General features: G+C 68.1%; 15 protein-coding genes and 2 pseudogenes. 5 read left to right on the forward strand and 12 right to left on the reverse strand.

All coding sequences use genetic code 11. The features are described from left to right. Window positions 1-177 precede the first annotated feature (177 nt). From ACF09C_RS31115 to ACF09C_RS31140, 6 genes are all read right to left on the reverse strand, one after another. A complete protein-coding gene (locus ACF09C_RS31115; protein WP_392096331.1) occupies window positions 178-999 on the reverse strand; it encodes a DUF4231 domain-containing protein in 822 nt (273 codons plus the stop codon). A 515-nt stretch (window positions 1000-1514) separates the two neighbouring features. Next, complete coding sequence (locus tag ACF09C_RS31120; protein WP_392096333.1) at window positions 1515-1715, reverse strand: DHHA1 domain-containing protein; 201 nt, start codon at window positions 1713-1715, stop codon at window positions 1515-1517. Between the two features lie 210 nt (window positions 1716-1925). After that, window positions 1926-4745, reverse strand: coding sequence for a tetratricopeptide repeat protein (locus ACF09C_RS31125; RefSeq protein WP_392096335.1), 2820 nt, complete (start codon window positions 4743-4745; stop codon window positions 1926-1928). A gap of 201 nt (window positions 4746-4946) precedes the next feature. Next, complete coding sequence (locus tag ACF09C_RS31130; RefSeq protein WP_392096337.1) at window positions 4947-5300, reverse strand: hypothetical protein; 354 nt, start codon at window positions 5298-5300, stop codon at window positions 4947-4949. A 200-nt stretch (window positions 5301-5500) separates the two neighbouring features. Next, window positions 5501-5929 carry a type II toxin-antitoxin system HicB family antitoxin gene (locus ACF09C_RS31135; protein WP_392096338.1) on the reverse strand — a complete coding sequence of 143 codons (429 nt, stop codon included), beginning with the start codon at window positions 5927-5929 and terminating at the stop codon, window positions 5501-5503. Between the two features lie 67 nt (window positions 5930-5996). Next, window positions 5997-6194, reverse strand: a complete 198-nt coding sequence (locus ACF09C_RS31140; protein ID WP_037923936.1) for a hypothetical protein — start codon at window positions 6192-6194, stop codon at window positions 5997-5999. A gap of 1530 nt (window positions 6195-7724) precedes the next feature. On the opposite strand from ACF09C_RS31140, the gene ACF09C_RS31145 reads away from it, so the two are divergent. Beyond that, on the forward strand, window positions 7725-8612 hold the full coding sequence (locus ACF09C_RS31145; RefSeq protein ID WP_392096340.1) for a PhzF family phenazine biosynthesis protein: 888 nt from the start codon (window positions 7725-7727) through the stop codon (window positions 8610-8612). Between the two features lie 13 nt (window positions 8613-8625). On the opposite strand, the gene ACF09C_RS31150 is transcribed toward ACF09C_RS31145, so the two are convergent. Both ACF09C_RS31150 and ACF09C_RS31155 read right to left on the reverse strand, forming a co-directional pair. Beyond that, a protein-coding gene (locus ACF09C_RS31150) for an IS5 family transposase (RefSeq protein WP_392096342.1) occupies window positions 8626-9434 on the reverse strand; the annotation gives its coding sequence in 2 pieces (ribosomal slippage) (window positions 8626-9095 and window positions 9095-9434; 810 coding nt in all). Window positions 9435-9480: 46 nt separating this feature from the next. Further along, a complete protein-coding gene (locus ACF09C_RS31155) occupies window positions 9481-10422 on the reverse strand; it encodes a LysR family transcriptional regulator (RefSeq protein WP_392096343.1) in 942 nt (313 codons plus the stop codon). 71 nt (window positions 10423-10493) lie between these two features. On the opposite strand from ACF09C_RS31155, the gene dapA reads away from it, so the two are divergent. From dapA to ACF09C_RS31170, 3 genes and pseudogenes are all read left to right on the forward strand, one after another. Then, a complete protein-coding gene (gene dapA, locus ACF09C_RS31160) occupies window positions 10494-11420 on the forward strand; it encodes a 4-hydroxy-tetrahydrodipicolinate synthase (RefSeq protein ID WP_392096345.1) in 927 nt (308 codons plus the stop codon). A 182-nt stretch (window positions 11421-11602) separates the two neighbouring features. Continuing rightward, complete coding sequence (locus tag ACF09C_RS31165) at window positions 11603-12244, forward strand: maleylpyruvate isomerase N-terminal domain-containing protein (RefSeq protein WP_392096347.1); 642 nt, start codon at window positions 11603-11605, stop codon at window positions 12242-12244. A 3-nt stretch (window positions 12245-12247) separates the two neighbouring features. Beyond that, window positions 12248-12334: pseudogene (locus ACF09C_RS31170) on the forward strand (IS5/IS1182 family transposase); the annotation flags it as partial. 647 nt (window positions 12335-12981) lie between these two features. Here ACF09C_RS31170 and ACF09C_RS31175 read toward each other — a convergent pair. Together ACF09C_RS31175 and ACF09C_RS31180 are read right to left on the reverse strand one after the other, a co-directional pair. Further along, window positions 12982-13449 carry a DUF3995 domain-containing protein gene (locus ACF09C_RS31175; RefSeq protein ID WP_392096349.1) on the reverse strand — a complete coding sequence of 156 codons (468 nt, stop codon included), beginning with the start codon at window positions 13447-13449 and terminating at the stop codon, window positions 12982-12984. Window positions 13450-13796: 347 nt separating this feature from the next. Further along, entirely contained in the window at window positions 13797-14042 is a 246-nt protein-coding gene (locus ACF09C_RS31180) for a hypothetical protein (RefSeq protein ID WP_392096350.1), read from the reverse strand. 353 nt (window positions 14043-14395) lie between these two features. On the opposite strand from ACF09C_RS31180, the gene ACF09C_RS31185 reads away from it, so the two are divergent. Next, entirely contained in the window at window positions 14396-15595 is a 1200-nt protein-coding gene (locus ACF09C_RS31185; protein ID WP_392096352.1) for a pyridoxal-phosphate dependent enzyme, read from the forward strand. A 206-nt stretch (window positions 15596-15801) separates the two neighbouring features. On the opposite strand, the pseudogene ACF09C_RS31190 reads toward ACF09C_RS31185, so the two are convergent. Together ACF09C_RS31190 and ACF09C_RS31195 are read right to left on the reverse strand one after the other, a co-directional pair. Continuing rightward, window positions 15802-16178, reverse strand: a pseudogene (locus ACF09C_RS31190) (oxidoreductase); the annotation flags it as partial. A 12-nt stretch (window positions 16179-16190) separates the two neighbouring features. Further along, window positions 16191-16682: a pyridoxamine 5'-phosphate oxidase family protein gene (locus tag ACF09C_RS31195; RefSeq protein ID WP_392096353.1), complete on the reverse strand. Its 492-nt coding sequence runs from the start codon at window positions 16680-16682 to the stop codon at window positions 16191-16193. Window positions 16683-17330 lie beyond the last annotated feature (648 nt).

A 17330-nucleotide genomic window follows, 5' to 3' on the forward strand; every position in this document is an offset into this window, starting at 1 on the left:
GCCATGGAGAGTCCGTGGGCGCCTCTGAGGCGCCACGCCTTCCACTGCCAACGCGGCGCCAGCAGCCATCGGCTCACTTGCGGATTCATTCGCTGTGTCCGAACGTAAACCCTGCACGGGGCTGCTGACTTCCCATGCGTCGACGTCGCACTACGCATGCGCCATAATACGTCGCTATCACCCCCCGCGCTCCTCGCTCGATGAACTGGACTGCTCAAGCTGGAGTTCGCGTTTCCTCTGCTCTTCCTTCAGGCGTTCAACGAATCCGGCATACTTCCGCAGCCGCTCACCTTCAGGTAAGGGAACATCCCCTTGCCCTGCGTATTCGTCGAGCATGAACTGAGATGCGTTGTAATGCTTCTCGATTTCGTCTGCCGTCGACTGAAGGTTGTATCCGCGCTCGCGGAACTTGAAGTACCCCGTCACACCCGCCGAAATGCCGACCAGCGCACTCAGGGCGGACGTAATGATCCGGAGAACCAGGCTACTCCCCTCGTTCATCGCCGTCAGCGTTGACGTGATGATCGACCCCGTAATGATAATCAGCTGGAAGAAGTTGTGGATACGCCGGTTGATGTTGGCCGACTTGCGATACTGGGCGATGAGGTCGAGCGAAGCCTCCCGGTAGATCCGAAGACCGGATGGCGAGTCGAGAGGCAGGCTGGCTGCGGCCGTTTGCCGGTCCTGGAGGGCGTTACGCAGCTCGCCAGTGCGGTCAACGATCTTCCTGCGGTTTTTCAGGAGCAGCCAGCCCATTGCCACCCAGAGGCACGTGACAGCAACCAGGCCCGCATAGCGAGCGAAGACCGGCTTGGTCTGCCAGAGGCCAACGATAACCGTATAACCCAGAAGCGCCGCGAGCATGATCGCGCCGACTAAGCACAGCCAGTAGACACGCTGGAAGGCACGAGACGCCTTGAGCTCAGCATCGATCTCATCGAAGGCCTTTACTCGCGCTCGGTATTCCTCCTGCAAGCCGCGCTCTTCATCTTCCGACAAGCGCGAACGCGACCCCTCAACCTCAGCCGTCAACGCCCCACCCCCAAGATCTCATCGACGCCAGCCGGCGAGAATAGGCAAGAACCCGGGGACTCAACAAGGGCTCCCTACCAGCCAAGGAGCTGAGGGAATTTGCGCCAAGATCCGATTGACTGAAACGCGACTAGCCGACCAGCGAAATCACACGCATGCAAGCAGTTCGAGCCATGATCAATCGACCCTGGAGGCGCCTGATCGAGCACACGTTCCACTGCCGCCCCATTCGACCTCCGTTAAATGCGATGGGTTCCCCCTGACAAATCGCGCGGCAATGTGGCAGCACGACGCCCACCCCTCTCGACAACGCGTCGACGGGGACGAACAGCCAGGGATCACGCGAGCAGAGAGAGCCGCCGGTGGCTGGGTATGAGCAGCTGAAGGTCTCCAGGACTGCCTCTCCCCCGCAGAGCCGCCAGGCGCGGTCCCCGCGCGGTCCGGCCAGTGTCGTCACCAGCCAGGGTCTCCCCCACGTCGGCCTATCGAGGGCCGCGTATGGCGGCGGCGTCCTCGGCCGCGACGGCAACGGCTTGGTCCAAGCGCTCCGGATGGCGTCCGCCAGCGCTGGCGATGGCGCCAGTACCGCCACCTCCGCCGCCGACCGCCTTCGCGGCCCGGGCGATGAGTCTCTCGGCAGGGGCCTGGTCAATTAGATCGGCCGTGATAGCCGCGACGAGCATGGCCTAGCTGGCGTGCTCGTCAGTTTTGTGGCTGATCGTTCCCTTGCATGCCCGCGGGGCCGACCCGCCATCACCGCCTGACTCGGCTCAACGCCGCGGTCGACGACTTACGAAAGGGCGTACGTGGCATCGACGACGACGCGCGCTCGTCTAACACGGTTCAGAAGGCCGTCGAGCCACACCATTCCAGCGGTACGGACGGCCAGTTCGTCATCCCAAGGGCCGCTGTCTTACGACCTTGAGCCACTGTTCCAAGCTGTACTGAACTGTCTGGGTGTCAGGATGATCGGGGCCAAGGATCCGTGCCTCATCCTTCAGTAACCTTGCGAGAGCGTCCACTGCGGCGGTTGGATTTCCTGCCAGTCCTTGCATAACCGCGAGATCGTGACGAGTGGTCAATGGGTCAGGATGGTCCGGTCCCAGGAGTCGCAGCCTGTCCTCCAGCAACACCTCAAGAGCAGCGACTGCACTGGCCGGCTCCCCTGCCAGTCCTTGCATGACGGCGAGATCGTGGCGAGTGATCAATAGGTCGGGGTGGTTCGGTCCCAGGATTCGCAGCCTGTCCTCCAGCAACAGCTCAAGAGCAGCTACTGCGCTGACTGGATCCCCGGCTTGCCCTCTCCATCTAGCGAGGTTGTTGCGACAAGTGAGTGTGGAAGGGTGGTCAGGGCCAATAGTACGAAGCTGATCTGCGAGTAGCTTTTCCAGGGCATCCACAGCAGCGTGCAGGTCTCCCGCCAGACTCCGCATGAAGGCAAGATTTCCTCGGCAAGTCAGCGTGTGAGGGTGGTCTTTGCCCAGTACCCGAAGCATGTGATCGAGCAGTTTCTCCAAGTCGTCTGCGGCGGCTGCTGGATCCTCGATCTGCCCCTTCCAATTGGCCAGCACTCCTCGGGCGATGAGCGTCGACGGGTGGTCGGGTCCCAGCACTCTCAGCGTCTGCCCTAGCGATTGCTCAATGGCTTCTGCAGCGCCGGCAGGGTCGCCCGCTTCACCTCTCCAGTGCGCCAAGTTGTAAGTGGCGGCCATGAATTCGGGGTGATCAGCTCCAAAGACTCGCAGCATGTGCTGCAGCAACTGCGCCATCTCATCTGCAGCTCTGGCCGGGTCCCCTGCTAGGCCCCGAGAGTGTGCGAGGGCGCCGCGTGTGGTCAGAGTGTCTGGGCCGTCTGGGCCTAAAAGGCGCAGTTGGTCCTTCAATAGGGACTCAAGAGCATCTGCCGCGCCAGAGGGATCTCCGGCTTCGCCCTTCCAGCGAGCGAGGGCACCGCGTGTCGTGAGGGTATGAGGGTGGTCCGGCCCTTGCACGCGCAGCCGGTCCTGGAGGAGAGCTTCTGCTACGGCAACGGCACCAGCCGCGTCCCCTGCCTCCCCTTGAAACGTGGCGAGGTGATCACGGGAGGTTAGGGTGTAGGAATGGTCGGCACCGATGGACTGCAACATCTGCTCCGTTAGTTCCCGGAAGGCGTCTGCAGCGCCCGCGGCATCACCGGCCTGTCCTTGCCACTGGGCCTGGTTGCCTCTAGCGGCAAGGGTGCTGGAGTGATCGGGGCCCAGACGATCGGTGGCGGTCTGAACGAGGTGCTCGAAGTAGTCGCGGGCAGCCCTTACCTGGCCGGTCTCTCCAAGACTTCTCCCGACCCGGAACAATACGTCGTGTGCATCGCCGCAAAACAGAGCCTCTTCGGCGCACTGGCTCAACGCCTTGCTGCTGGCTCGCAGGGATTCCTCAAGCCGAATATCACGGGGTACGCCGGGCCACGCCGATACCAGCGCATCAGCGGCTGCTCTTGCGGCCTGAGCGTGTTCTTCGCGAGTGAGATCGTCACGAACGGCGCGTTGGATCAACTGGTGGGCACGGACAGCTTGATGTGGTGTCTGAGGAACATGCTCGATCAGGCTGAGCCGGTGCAGAACCCTGAGGACGAGGATCGCATCCTGAGCCGACACACTTCCTGGAGAATCTGTGGTGCCTTCTTGCCCGATGCTGCGGTGTTGGGCGAGATACGCGACAGCCGGTGGACTACTCAGGACGCTGCCGGGAATGCCGTGCGGCCCGAGCATGGCCACCAAGCGAAGCATAGGTCGGGCAAGAGCTACGGGGCGGAGCGTATCGGCACGGTCGATGGACAGCGACCATGCGGCGCCGACAGGGACGGCTTGGTCATCGGGTAAAGCGTCGGGGGCGGCATCCGCGAGGTTGGTCGCCCGATCGGCCAGGAGCGCACGGTACGCGGCACAGTCGAGGCCAGTGTCGATGAGGTACGCGGCAGCCTGGGCCAGGGCCAGAGGAAGAAATCCGAGATCACGCGCCAAGGCCGTCAGCTGTTCAACGGGTTCTTGTCGGCCACAGACGGATAGAGACTGGACCAGATAGGCAACTGCCTGCGCTTCAGTGAACAGCCCAACAGAGATGAGGTGACGGCCGTCTCCAGCCAGGGCTGCGTCACGACGGCGGGTTGTAACCAGGATACGGCCGTGAGGGCTGGCCTGCGGCCACAAGTCGCGTAGGTCATTTGGGTCAGCTACGTCGTCCAAGACGATCATCCACCGGCATGGCGTCGCCCCTGCTTTCGGTGTCAGCCACGCCAGAAACGTCTGCGCGGCCCCTTCTGGGTCATCGGGGTCGGCCCGGCACAGTTCAACGCCGGCCTGCGCGTATCCGGCCACCACAGACGAACGGGCACTCGCGGTGACCCAGACCAGGACGTCCAGGCTGCCGTCCTGCCATGCGGTGCGAGCGAAATCGGCAGCGAGCTGGGTCTTGCCTACCCCTCCCATACCGGTGAGCACCTGCCCCAGCACGGCCGTGCCACCGTTGGCGACCACCGCCCGCAGCCGGTCGGACTCGGCACGGTATTGGAAGGAATGAGCGCGGGAAGGAAGCACTCCCACCTGGTGCGGCCAGGAGGCCGGCTCGCGGGGCAAGCGCTGCTGCACCATGGTCAAATGGCTGGCACTCACCTGGTAGATGTAGCCAGTATTAGCGAACCCGCCCTCAGCAGCCCTCGCATCCCCGGTGTCGGACACCCAGATCGGAACAGTTGGGATGCCGTCCGCCCCTGGCGCCGCTCCTCGGTAGCCGGTCACCGCCATGGCGCCGGCCGCAGCCGTGGCGTTCCCCGTATCGGTGACCACCACGTGCGCCTCTGCGGCTCCGATCGGGTCCTCTGCGCGCTTACCCCCAGTGGTCACGCGACCGTTCCCTCTTTCTGCGGCCCAGCTGGCCTATCAGCTGTAGTCGATACCACTGATGGCGCTGCTGTCATTGCCGGTGGCGGTGGCATTCCCCGTACTTTCCGCCTTCGCGGACCCACTGCCCCGTCCCTTCGGTCGCCTCACACCCGAAACAGCTGTACCCCCAGCACTTGCCCGGACTTGTCCGGTACCCACCGCGGTGTCATCCGTGTGGCTACCTCCGGATTGGAACAGCGCCCAGACCAAGGCTGCAATGCCTACGGCGGCCTGGATGGAGGCTCCCGTCAGCTGTCCCGCGTCGGGACTGTTCAGCAGCCAGATCAGCGGTGTGGAGACGACTCCGGCCGCCGCCAGCACGATGACCGTGATCTTCCATCCCTGCGACATGGGTAACTCCCCTCACCCCACGCGACCGCCGCGATAGGGCTGATGAATCCACCTGGCTTCCTCTTGGATAAGGATCACATCTTGCAGCGCCGCGGTTCTGGTGGTTACGTCGCTCGATGGCAGTGAGCTGCTCTGTGGTGAGGGGGGCAAAGTGGGCGAAGTCGAAGCGGAGCCGTCGGGCAGCTCTCACGTCCTGCCTGTCAGGCGGCAACGGTCTTCTTCTTGGTGCCCTTGTTCGGCGCCTTGGGCGCGAGCTGTGCAATCCGCTGGTGTGTGACACCGAGCATGCGACCGGCCTCGGCCTGTGTCAGCCCGAGGCCGACGAGTGTCTTTGCTGCTCGTGTCATTGCGGCGCGGCGGCGGGTCTCCGCCTCCCGTACGGCAGCGTCGGCCTCTTCAGCCTCCCGCACGACCTCGAACATCGCAGGGTCGGCCGGGGTCAGGTCGACGGTGTAGACGACCGGATCGTCCTCGATGTCCAGAACGAGGCTGACCAGATCTCTTGCGTTCTCGTGCGCCTCGGTCCAGGTCAGGCCCTGCGTGACGTTCTGCTCTCCATTTGGAAGGCCGTCGATGGTCACGACCCAGAAGCGTCCCTGACGCTCTGCTGTTGCCTTGTACGTGGTCATTCAGTGCGCCCCTTTTTCCGCTCAGCTCGATGATGTGGAGACGGTTGGCCCGGACGGCCGAGGGGACTCACGCCCCCTCCGCCGTCCGGATGATCGATGCGGCGGTGCCCTCCGCGATCTCGGAGTGCCGGGGGACATGGACTTTGACGGCGCCGATCCTGTATGTCTCGTGCCGACCGCGTCCGCTACCTTCCGGCCCCGTGAAGTCAACCTCCTTCTCAGCTGCGATCTGCTTCAGCCGTTTCATGAGGTCTCTTCGCTTCACGTAGCAACTCTAATGCAGCTTGAGTCGAGACTCAAGTCTGATTTGAACCGCAGGGATCCCCCTGGGGGTCACCGAACTGCAGCGATGCGCCCCAGCTCTCTTCACGGAACGGCATCGGGTTCGAGACCCCGGCGAAACACCGCGGGGATGCCACGAGAGACAAGCCGTCCGACCCGTCCCCCACCACGAGCGACCAGCCGCGGACTTCATCGACTGCACCGGGGCCTCCACCAAGGAAGCCCGCATGATCATCGGTGACGCCTAGGCCGACTGAGACATCGCCTCCGTCGCCGACATCGGCGGAACTCGCCTTCCCGGGCACGGGCACTGCGGAAATGATCTACCCGTCAACCTCAACACAGAAGGAAGGACAGCCCCCGACGCCTGCCGGCGGAACTTGGCCCAGCGGACAGACAGAAAGCGGATATTCGACCCGAGTGCGGCGTGTCACACGCGGGAGCCGTGGGATCCCCGTGGGATCATCGTCGCGGCTCCACACTCAAGTTCCATCCAAAACCCCAGGTCAAGATGGTTCAGGCCCGGCGACACAGACCAGAGACGCCCGTTTCGCCACACCGACGCGAGGCGATCACCACACGCGGAAACACCCCCTCAGGGGCGTTTCCGCAGGTCAGAACGTTTTTCTACGGTGGGGCGGGTGGGACTCGAACCCAAATCAGTGACGCGCCTCACCTGCGACGATGTAAAAGGGCCGGACATTTCCATCCGTTTCCATCCGGCTGCATCTCTCTCGATCCCGCACGATCGGGAACCGTTAGGCGTTCGCCACACCACTTCCCCTGTGTCCTGGCGCCCACGTCGCACCCGAGACGCTGAGGAGAACGCTACCCATCGGCATCCCCGAATCGCTGCCCAGGCAGCCACGGGCTCCCCACGCCCTGACCCACGTTCACCCACTCCACGCAGTCACGCTGCGTAGCGTTGAGTCTGTGGCCTCGGGCGTCCTCACGTCGGCGGTGAGGACGTCCTCGTACCCGCCGCCGGGCAGCTGACCGCAGGAGCCGTCGACGGCCCCGCCCAACAGACGATGCGATGGCCTGAAGGACCTCTCCTTACGATCATCGACCACGCTGGCTACCGGCCGTCGCGTTCCCAGCCGGCACATGGTCGCCGGCCAGCGGGGCGACGCACCGATCTTCGAACAGGCGATGAACCGGATCCGTCCCCCGGATCGGCTGTGGACGCCCCTGCACCCGACCGGAACTTGTACTTGCCGACCGGGCGTACTCCTCCCGCCGGGTCCGCTCCTACCTGCACAAAACGCGGGATCACGCACACCTTCTCGGAGAAGCGGGACCAGGCCCGGACACCGGGTCCGGCCTGGTTCCTTCGGCCGTCCAACCGGATTCGACCGCGAAGTGTACAAGCACAGACATAGAGTCGAGTGCCGGATCAGCCTTCTGGAGAAGGCGAGAGGCGTCGCGACCAGGTACGAGAAGCTCGCTGTCCGCTACGAGTCGACCGTCCAACTCTGGGGAACCAACCGGGGGTCCCCGCCGTTGCCCCGGCATGAGCTCCATACGGGAAACCCCCGACGTCCTGCGTTACACCGCCTTCTCCGACGATCCCGAGGGAGGCAATCCCGCCGGAGTCGTTCTCGACACCACCGGCCTCAGCGGCGAGGAGATGCTGGCGATCGCCGCCGAAGTCGGCTACAGCGAGAGCGCGTTCCTGACGGCGCCGTCCGGGGAAGCGGGCTCCGGCGCGTCAGACGGCGGGCGCGCGTACACCATCCGCTATTTCAGTCCCAAGGCCGAAGTGCCCTTCTGCGGTCACGCGACCGTCGCGACGGCCGTGGCCCTCGGCGAGCGCATCGGCCCCGGCGACCTGGTATTCCACACGCAGGCCGGGACCGTGCCGGTCACCGTGACACGCGAGGGCGGGGTGCTGCGGGCCACTCTCACGAGCGTCGAGCCGCACGTGGAGGAGATCGCGGCCGATGACCTGACAGAGGCACTCGCCGCGCTCGACTGGCCGGCCGGCGACCTCGATCCCGCCCTGCCTCCCCGCATCGCCTTCGCGGGCGCCCGCCATCTGGTCGTTGCCGCCGCGAGCCGAGAGCGCCTGGCCGACCTGGCTTACGACTTCGCCCGCCTGGAGGCCCTGATGCACCGGCTCGACCTGGTGACGCTGGAGTTGGTCTGGCGTGCATCTGCGGACGTCTTCCACGTCCGCGCCCCGTTCCCGGTGGGCGGTGTGGTCGAGGACCCGGCGACCGGGGCGGCGGCCGCCGCCTTCGGCGCGTACGCCCGTGAGCTCGGACTCGTGCCCGAGGCGACGGTCCTCACTCTCCACCAAGGGGAAGACATGGGACGCCCCGGCGTCCTGACTGTGGAACTGCGGGCGGGCGACCAGCGGATCAGGGTCAGCGGCGCAGGGACCCGCATCCCGGCCTGACTTACTGATCGTTTCAGAATGAGGTTCGCAGGCGGCGGAGGCAGATGAGACTGCAGGCCAGTTCGAGCAGGCCCTGGTGGAGACCGGCGCGTCGTTCGTATCGGGTACGGAGCCGTTTGAACTGGTGCAGCCAGGCGAAGGCACGCTCGACCACCCAGCGCACCTTGCCCAGTCCGGACCCGTGGGCGACGCCGCGTCGTGCGATCAACGGCTTGATGCCGCGTTTCCGCAGCAGGCGGCGGTACTTGTCGAAGTCGTAGCCCCGGTCCGCGTACAGACGGCGGGGCTTGCGGCGGGGACGTCCCCGCCGACCCCGAATCGGCGGAACGGCGTCCAGCAGCGGCAGGAGCTGGGTGACGTCATGCCGGTTCCCGCCGGTCAGCATCACGGCGAGCGGGGTTCCGTGGCGATCCACGATCAGGTGGTGCTTGGAGCCGGAACGGGCGCGGTCGACGGGCGAGGGACCGACGTGATCCCCCCTTTGAGAGCCCGGACGTGCGACCCGTCCACGGAGCAGTCGTCCAGGTCCAGCAGGTCGGCGCGCCGAAGCTCGGCCAGCAGGGCGGCGTGCAGGCGTGGCCAGACGCCGGCCCCGGTCCAGTCCCGCAGCCGACGCCAGGCCGTCACTCCGGAGCAGCCCACGGTCCCTGCGGGGACATCGCGCCACGCGACACCGGTCCGCAGCACGTACATGACGCCGGCGAGTGCTGCCCGGTCGGGAACAGGCAGCCGACCGGGGTAGCGGCGGCACCGTTCGGCAGCGGGCGGCAGCAGCGGGGCCACCCGCTCCCACAGGTCGTCAGGAACAAGATCAGCACGCACTCCGGACACCCTGCCGACCAAGATCGCCGAGCACAAGACCCGCGACTCAACTCACTGAAGCGATCAGTAAGGAGGCACGGCCCGTGGCACCCACCGCTGTTCGCGCCGCCGCCACGAATGCTGCGATCGCCGGGTGGGTGCCGCCGCCCGCGCGGAAGGCGACCTTCGAGCGGCGGAAGAGGGGCAGCCGGGTCAGGACCACGTCCTCGGGGGCGTGTGCGGTGGCCATCTCCGGTACGAATCCGGCGCCTTGGCCGATGGCGGCCAGTGCCAGGACCGTACGGAAGTCGTTGACCTGATGGCGGATGCGCGGCTGGAATCCGGCTGCCTGACAGGCGCGCACGGCCATCGCGTGACCGGTCGTGCCGTCCCGGGCCGTGATCCATGGGGACGTGGCCCACGGTCCGAGCAGCTCCGCCAGCGTTTCGCCGCAGGCGACGAGACCGGTGGCGGGTGCGCCGCCGGTGGCCAGGTACATCGGCTCCTCCAACAGGGGCACCTGGTCGACCGTGGTGTCCGGGGACGCGGGCACGAAGTCGTAGTCGTGGACGAGGGCCACGTCGAGTTCGCCGGCGCGTAGGCCGTCGGAGACCCGCGCCGAGTCGATCTCCTGCACCATCGGCTCCAGCGCGGGATGCCGCTGGGCCAATTCGGCCAGCGTGGCGGGCACGATCGCGGGGCCGCCAGAGGGAAACGTCCCGATCCGCAGCGGCCCGCCGATGCCCTCGCGTGCCCCGGCCAGCTCGGAGACGGCCAGTTCGAGGCGTTCGAGGACGGCATCGGCATGGGTGACGAGGGTGCGGCCCGCGGGGGTGAGTACCACCCGTCTGCCACTTCGTTCCAGCAGGGGTACGCCCGCCTCGCGCTCAAGCACGCTCAGCTGCTGGGAGACGGCCGAGGCGGTGAAGGTCAGCGCCTCGGCGACGGCCGCAATGGTGCCGCGTCGGTCCAGTTCGCGCAGCAGGTGGAGACGTCGGACATCGAGCATAAGATGAGCTTACGCATAAGCGAAGAAATATGAACTGGATCTACTGGGTTGGTGTCGGTCAGGCTGGGCCCATGAAGCCCGAAGAGAACCTCACCGGCCTGTTTGTCCCCTTGGTGACTCCGTTCACCGACGACCTGCGCCTCGCCCCGGACGCGCTCGCCTGCCTCGCCGACGAGGCGCTGGCGGTCGGCGGAGCTCGCGGACTCGTTGCCCTGGGCACCACCGCGGAGGCGGCCACGCTGACCACCGAGGAGAAGCGGGCGGTGGTCCGCATCTGCTCGGCCGCCTGCCGGGCACACGGAGCTCCGCTGATCGTCGGCGTCGGCACCAACGACACCGCCGCCGCCATCACGACACTGCGGGAGCTCGCTGAGAGCGGTGGCGTCGCCGCGGCGCTGGTTCCCACGCCGCCCTACACCCGGCCCGGCGAGGCGGGAACCCTGGCGCACTTCACGGCACTCGCCGAACACGGAGGCCTGCCGCTGGTCGTCTATGACATCCCGTACCGCACCGGTCAGCCCCTCAGCACCAGCACCCTGAACGCGCTCGGGCACCTACCGGAGGTCGTCGGGGTCAAGTACGCGACCGGAGCGATCGACGCGGCCGCGATGGAACTGCTCGGCTCGTCGGCACCGGGCTTCGCGGTGCTCGGCGGCGATGACGCCGTCATCTCGCCGCTGCTCGCGGCGGGCGCCCGCGGCGGCATCCTGGCGTCGGCCAATGTCCGCACCGCTGACTTCGCCGAGCTGATCTCGCTGTGGCAGCGCGACGCCACCGGACCGGCCCGCAGGCTGGGAACGGAGCTGGCCCGGCTCTCCGCCGCGCTCTTCGCCGAGCCGAACCCGACCGTGATCAAGGGGGTGTTGCACGCCCAGGGCCGTATTCCCAGCCCGGCCGTCCGGCTGCCGCTGCTGGCCGCCTCCGCTGATTCGGTCCGGCGAGCGGCGGACCTGTCCGCCACCAGGACCCACCAAGCCCACCAAGGGACCGCGGCCTGAGACAGACCCGTGGTCCCCGGGGGGAACCCCGTAGACCTTCGATGCAGGCCGATGGGGCCCGGCCCGCTCCCGTGCCACCACACTCCCCACATGGGCGAGCTGTCCAGGCGGCCAAGGCGGCGGGTCGATCCACAACGTGGACCTGTCAGCGGTTGTGATGATGAGATTGCGACGATGCCCGAATGACTGATGAGATCCGGAAGACCTACCTGCAGGCTGCCGAGAAGGCGGTGCACCTGCTGGCCACAGAGCAGGTAGCCCGACGCTGGGAGACCGAATCCGTGCTCCCCGGGATGTCAGTGGGTGGGCTGGCCGGCCACCTTGCGCGTAGCGTCCTCCAGGTCGAGTGGTTCCTCGACGGTCAGGCAGCCGGCGCAGAACCGGTGTCACCGGTTCGGTACTACGCGCGGCTCGCCGATACGTCGTTGCCGGACTCTGCGCTGAACGTCGGAGTGCGTGCCCGCAGCGAGGAAACTGCCGCAGCCGGCCCCGCAGTCGTGGCTGAGCAGGCCCGGGCAGCGTGGGTGCGGCTGACGCAGCGGCTGGGCATGGAGTCGGCCGATCGGCGGGTGGCTGTCCTTCACCGGCCGGGAGAGGAGATGTTGCTCGACGGATACCTGCAGACCCGTTGCGTCGAACTGGCGGTTCACCTCGATGACCTCGCGCTCAGTGTCGACGCGCCATGCCGAGTGCCCGATGCTGCGCTCGCCGTCGCGGTGGACGTGCTCGTTGCCGCCGCCCGGGACCGGCACGGCGACCAAGCCGTGCTGCATGCGCTCGCCAGGCGTGAGCGCGACGTCGACCAGGCCCTACGTGTGTTGTAGGTATACGAACGACGCGCCGATCTCCACCAGGGGCTGCTCGAACTGGCCTGCAGCCTCATATGCTTCCGCCGCCTGCGAACCTCATTCTGAAACGATCAGTTAAACGACAGGCCCTGGCTGCGCCAGTAGTTGATCGTTACTTGTTGCTGCTGGTGTGTCTGTTCCTCGTCGGGGCCCGGAGCTGGAGCCGTTGCTGTTGTCCGTTCATGAGCGGGCGGCGTTGGAGCGGTGGACGCGACGGGCGACGTCGGCCCAGGCTCTGGCCCTGCGCGCACGGATTGTGCCGGCGTGCGCGGGGCTGGAGGTACCGCCGATCGCTGTGGTCGCCCAGGATCTGCCCCCTGCCCATCCCAGTCGGCAGGCTCCCGCGACTCAAGGGCGTCCGGGCTGCCGCTGGCCCTCTGCCACCCGGAGGCCCGGCCGGACCACTGACCGTGCAGCGACTGGTCAACAAGACCGGTCGTGTGATGGTGGCCCGTCAATCACTACTCATTGACGATCCGCACCGTGGCAAGACCGTAGACGTCATCGTGGAGGACACCCAACACCCGCTTCCGCGGCGTCCACGATGCCGTGGAACTGGCGTCCTACCCCCGCACCAGCGACAAGCCCGTCACCCGGTTCTAGGCATGGCCGAGCGGTCAGCCACGCGAACCGCGTCAAGAGAGTCATGAGAACGGAGCGTCAAGCAAGTCCTGAGCCGTCACATATCAGGGCGGCGCCCAAGACCGGCCGGCTCAGCCGCCGGCGCGCGTCCGGCCCGCCACGTACCCGGTGAGCCCGCCAAGGGCCAGGCAGACCGGGGAGTACACCCGCAGGTCCCAGTGGCGGAACCGGGGGGTGGCCGCGCGCAGCTGGAGCCCGGAGGCGGCGAGGCCCCCCAGGCCCCGCGCGGCCATCACCCCGGTCACGGTCCACACCCCCGCCCGCACCACCCGGGAGCGGCCAGGCCGGCTCTCGGGCCGGGCCGCGGCGGTGACCAGCCAGCCGGCCGCGCCGAGCAGCCCGGCCACGGCCGCCGTGGCGGGCCGGCCCGGCATCTCCGTCGCCTCGACCCCGACCACCGCGTCGGCCAGGTCCTCGTAGGACCGCAGCGGCCACGGGCTCTTCAACCACACCAGGTGGAGGGCTCCGGCCACGGCCAGCCCCGTCGCGGCCACCGCCGCTGCCCCCCGTACCCCGCCGCCCTCGTGCGCGTTCGCCATCGGTCGTTCCCCTTTGCCGGATGCCGGGCTCGGGTCCATACGCCGTCGTACGGACCCGAAAACGGTACCAAGCACCCGAAGGACATCAACAAGCCGCCGCCAGCGTTCAGTTGGCGCCGGGCTCGCATCTGGTCAGGACACAGCCATCGACGGTGGCTTTCTCCACGCGGTAGCCCTGCGGGGCCTTGAAGCCGGGAACTCAACGGCCGCCGTGCCGAAACGAAGGGGGACGACAGTGATCACGGCCACGGCATCCGGCGGGCGGACGGACCTGGGGGCCGGGCGGTGTCCGACCCCGTCGGCCGGGGCGCGCCCGGTGGCTTCGTCGGGGGTATCTTCACGTACTACTACGCCTCGATCTCCCGTATCAACGACGATCCCATCCAGCCGGTCGGCAACGCGGCGGCCTCCTCCGCCGTCCTCGTCCAGTTCGCCGTCGTCGTGCTGGCCACGGTCGCGGTGACCTCCGAGTACTCGACGGGGAGCGTGCGGGCCTCCCTGCTGTGGGTGCCCAGGCGGGACCGGGTCCAGGCGGCCAAGGCCCTGGTGGCGGCCGTGGTGGCGTTCGTCGCCGGCACGGTGTTCGCCGTCATGGGCACGACGGTGGCCTGGGTGGCGTTCGACGGAAGGGCCTCCCACGCGATCGCGGTTGCCGTGCGGGATCGACCGACGGAGGTCGTCCCTCTGCATGGGCGGCGGGGCTCGCCGTCGGCGAGGCAGTCCAATCCGGCCAGAGCAGGGCACACAGGCATCGCATCGCGGTCAGTTGGCGCTCGGCTGCCTCAGGCTCGCCCGCCACCGACGCCTCGGACAGCGCCCTCGACCGCGGGCGGCACGCTCCTCGGGCGCCGGGTCATGCTGCCGGGGACCCGCGCTTGTCCAACGCGCCGCCCGGTGCCCGGCCGATCGCTGGCACCCTTGCCGCGCTCCGGAGGAGAATGATCCTGTGAACTCCCTCGCTTCCGGCCAGCGTTCCCTCCGCGACCCCGCCGTGCGACACCCCCTGTGGCCGCCGCTCACGGCCGGCGACCCCGCCACGTCCACCGACTCCGTTGCGTACCCGCTGGACATCGACTACGACTACGACCGCGTCCCCGACGACCTCTTCACCCGCCCCGCCGCCCATGGCCTGGAACGCTGGGCCCCGCTTCTCCCCCCGCTCGCCGCACCCGGGCTCGGCGAGGGAAACACACCACTCGTACGGCTCGCCGACGGAGTCTGGATCAAGGACGAGTCCCGCAACCCGACCTGGAGCCACAAGGACCGGCTGAACCGGCTGGCGGTGAGCGCCGCCGCGGCGTCCGGCGCACGCGGCATCGTCGTGTCGTCCTCGGGCAACCACGGCGCGTCGGCCGCCGCCTACGCGGCCCGCGCGGGACTCCCCTGCACCGTCTTCACCTCCCCCTACGCACCACCGGCCGTCGCGTCCCACCTGCGCGCCTACGGGGCGACCGTGCTGACCGTCCCCTACGACTCCGTACGGCCGCTGATGCGGCGGATCGTGGACGAGCTCGGATACCAGCCGGTCAGCAGCGTCACCGACACCGCGCACACCGGCCACCCCTTCGGACCCGAGGGGTACAAGACGATCGCGTACGAGATCGCCGTCGAGCTCGGCCGCGCCCCGGCAGCCGTCCACCTCCCCACCGGATACGGCGAGTTGCTGTACGGCGTCGCCAAAGGCTTCTTGGAACTGGCCAGGCTCGGCGTCACCGACTCCGTCCCACGCATGTACGCGACCGAGCCGGCCGCCGCGGGCGCCCTCACCCAGGCGATGCGCACGGGCGCCGACACGGCACGGGTCCCGGTCGGGCCGACCGCCGCATACGCCATCGACTGCGAGATCAGCGGCTACCGCGGCGTCGTCGCCCTGCGTGAGACGGGAGGCGAGGCCCGTACCGTGACCGACGACCAGATGGCCCAGGCACAGGCCGAGTTGGCGGCGCAGGGCCTGTGGTGCGAGGTGTCCGCGGCGGCCGGCCTCGCGGGCCTGCGCACCCACGGCCCGGCCGACGAGGACGGCCCCGTCGTCTGCGTGGCCACGTCCAGCGGCTACAAGGACACGGCCACGGCCCGCGACACGCACGCGCCGGTGAACCTGACGTGGGAGGAGCTGAAGACCCGGCTCGCCCAAGCCCGGACATAGCCCTCCACACTCCGTGAAGGGCAGGGGTAGGACGGCATACGGCTCGGTAGCCGGTACCCGCTCCTGCGAGGGGCTCACACACCTCCGCGCGGGTGAGGTGCCGGCCAGGTCGAGGTGCCCCCCGGTGAGGCCCCGGAGGCCGCACCTCTTCCATCGCCGGGCACGCCCAAGTCGACGACGGCCGGGTCCTGGGTGATCACGCGTAGCTCACGCAGCCGCAGCGCGGAGGGACGGGCGCTCACGTCGAAGGCGTACTCGGCCACGCCGGGGACGCCGTGGTCGATGCCGTGGCTGCTGAGCAAGTGGACAAGCGTTCGTAACCGAGCTCGACGCCACCGTGACCGTCCTCCAGCGCCACGGTCCGCCGCCCGGGGGTCGACGACGGTGACACGGGTGACGCGCAGGTCGATGCCCGTGCCCGCGAAGACCTCGGCAAGCGACGGCGCCGCGATCTCCTGCCCGGCCGCGAGCTGGTGGAGCCGCAGCCACTGGACGAAGTCCGGCTCGGCGTTGACCACGGTGACCCCACATCGCAGGGTGACAGCCGCCGGGCCGGCGCCCCGGCAGCAGGACGTGGAGACAGGACCCCAGACGACTACCGCTGACGGACGTCCTCCGCCGCCCCGCCCACCCAGACGCCGTCGGTCATCAGACGACGGTCCGGGAACTCGGGGTACTCGTGCCACGCCTCGACAGTCGCTGGCCGGATCCGGAACCAGCGGTAGGCGGGCCCGGCGGCGCGGGCGTCCCAGCCGGTCTTGTCACGGAAACCCTCGGCCACCGGGGCCGGGACGTCGTCCTGGGTGTAGGCGACCGCTTCGCCGTCGACGAGAACGACGTCCCGGGTGGTACCGAAGGCGAGCCGGGTCAGGCCGCCGGCAGCGAGGTTGCGGCCGGTGGGGTTGGAGAGCCGTGTGACGACCCAGACGGCGTCCCCGTTCCAGAGGAACGAGAGCGGCACGAGGTACGGCCGCCCGTCGGCGTCGGCGGACGCGACCCACAGATCCATGTCGGACACGAGCCTCGCCCGCACGTCTCGCGCACGCTGGGCGGGGTCACGGGGAAGCATGTCGGTGTCGGTGCTCATTCCCCGAGCGTATGGTGCGGCGGGTGGAGCGATCGAACAGGGAGCGGCCTATTCGGTGTTCCTGCTCCTTGAAGGCTGACTGACCCGGGCCTGGGACACGTGCAGCCGGGATGAGGCGCCCGAAGTGCAGTTGCTCGGTCAAGGTCATGAAGATCTCGACGTCGCGTATTTCCTCCGTGCCTCACGCCGCCGTTCGTCTCTCGTGGCCGGTGAGATAACCCGGAGGTGATCCGACCATAAGCGATCCGATCTTGATCGGGACGAGCGGTCTGCGTGAGCCTGGAAGCCGCCGGAAGACACCCTGGCGGGACGATCCAGGAGGGAACGATGCACGACACGGCTATCCTCGGCCTGACGACGATGTACGCGATGCACGACGCGCTCCGGCGGGAACCGCGGCGTCTCGCACGAGCCGCCGGCCGACCCGGCCGCGATCCTTGCAACGCCCGCACCCGGTCACAGGGCTGGGTCCTGCCGAAGTACGCGCTGTACGCCCACGACTCTACCGACGACGAAGCGTTGCGGCCGGTCCTGCGCAATGCCCTCGCGGACGCGGCCTGGTGGCCTCGCCCCTGCTTGAGGCGATGGAAGCCGAGCATGCCGCCCTCGACCCGCTTGTCCGCGCTGTCGACGATGCGACAGTCCGCT

The sequence above is a fragment of the Streptomyces sp. NPDC014870 genome (assembly GCF_043081505.1).
Taxonomy (GTDB): Bacteria; Actinomycetota; Actinomycetes; order Streptomycetales; family Streptomycetaceae; genus Streptomyces.

What these genes read in the sequence shown, in the direction of transcription:
- ACF09C_RS31120 (WP_392096333.1), bottom strand. Translation starts at nt 1,715, where the DNA reads ATGCTCGTCGCGGCTATCACGGCCGATCTAATTGACCAGGCCCCTGCC.
- ACF09C_RS31130 (WP_392096337.1), bottom strand. Translation starts at nt 5,300, where the DNA reads ATGTCGCAGGGATGGAAGATCACGGTCATCGTGCTGGCGGCGGCCGGA.
- ACF09C_RS31135 (WP_392096338.1), bottom strand. Translation starts at nt 5,929, where the DNA reads ATGACCACGTACAAGGCAACAGCAGAGCGTCAGGGACGCTTCTGGGTC.
- ACF09C_RS31145 (WP_392096340.1), top strand. Translation starts at nt 7,725, where the DNA reads ATGAGCTCCATACGGGAAACCCCCGACGTCCTGCGTTACACCGCCTTC.
- ACF09C_RS31155 (WP_392096343.1), bottom strand. Translation starts at nt 10,422, where the DNA reads ATGCTCGATGTCCGACGTCTCCACCTGCTGCGCGAACTGGACCGACGC.
- dapA (WP_392096345.1), top strand. Translation starts at nt 10,494, where the DNA reads ATGAAGCCCGAAGAGAACCTCACCGGCCTGTTTGTCCCCTTGGTGACT.
- ACF09C_RS31165 (WP_392096347.1), top strand. Translation starts at nt 11,603, where the DNA reads ATGACTGATGAGATCCGGAAGACCTACCTGCAGGCTGCCGAGAAGGCG.
- ACF09C_RS31175 (WP_392096349.1), bottom strand. Translation starts at nt 13,449, where the DNA reads ATGGCGAACGCGCACGAGGGCGGCGGGGTACGGGGGGCAGCGGCGGTG.
- ACF09C_RS31180 (WP_392096350.1), bottom strand. Translation starts at nt 14,042, where the DNA reads ATGACGGCGAACACCGTGCCGGCGACGAACGCCACCACGGCCGCCACC.
- ACF09C_RS31195 (WP_392096353.1), bottom strand. Translation starts at nt 16,682, where the DNA reads ATGAGCACCGACACCGACATGCTTCCCCGTGACCCCGCCCAGCGTGCG.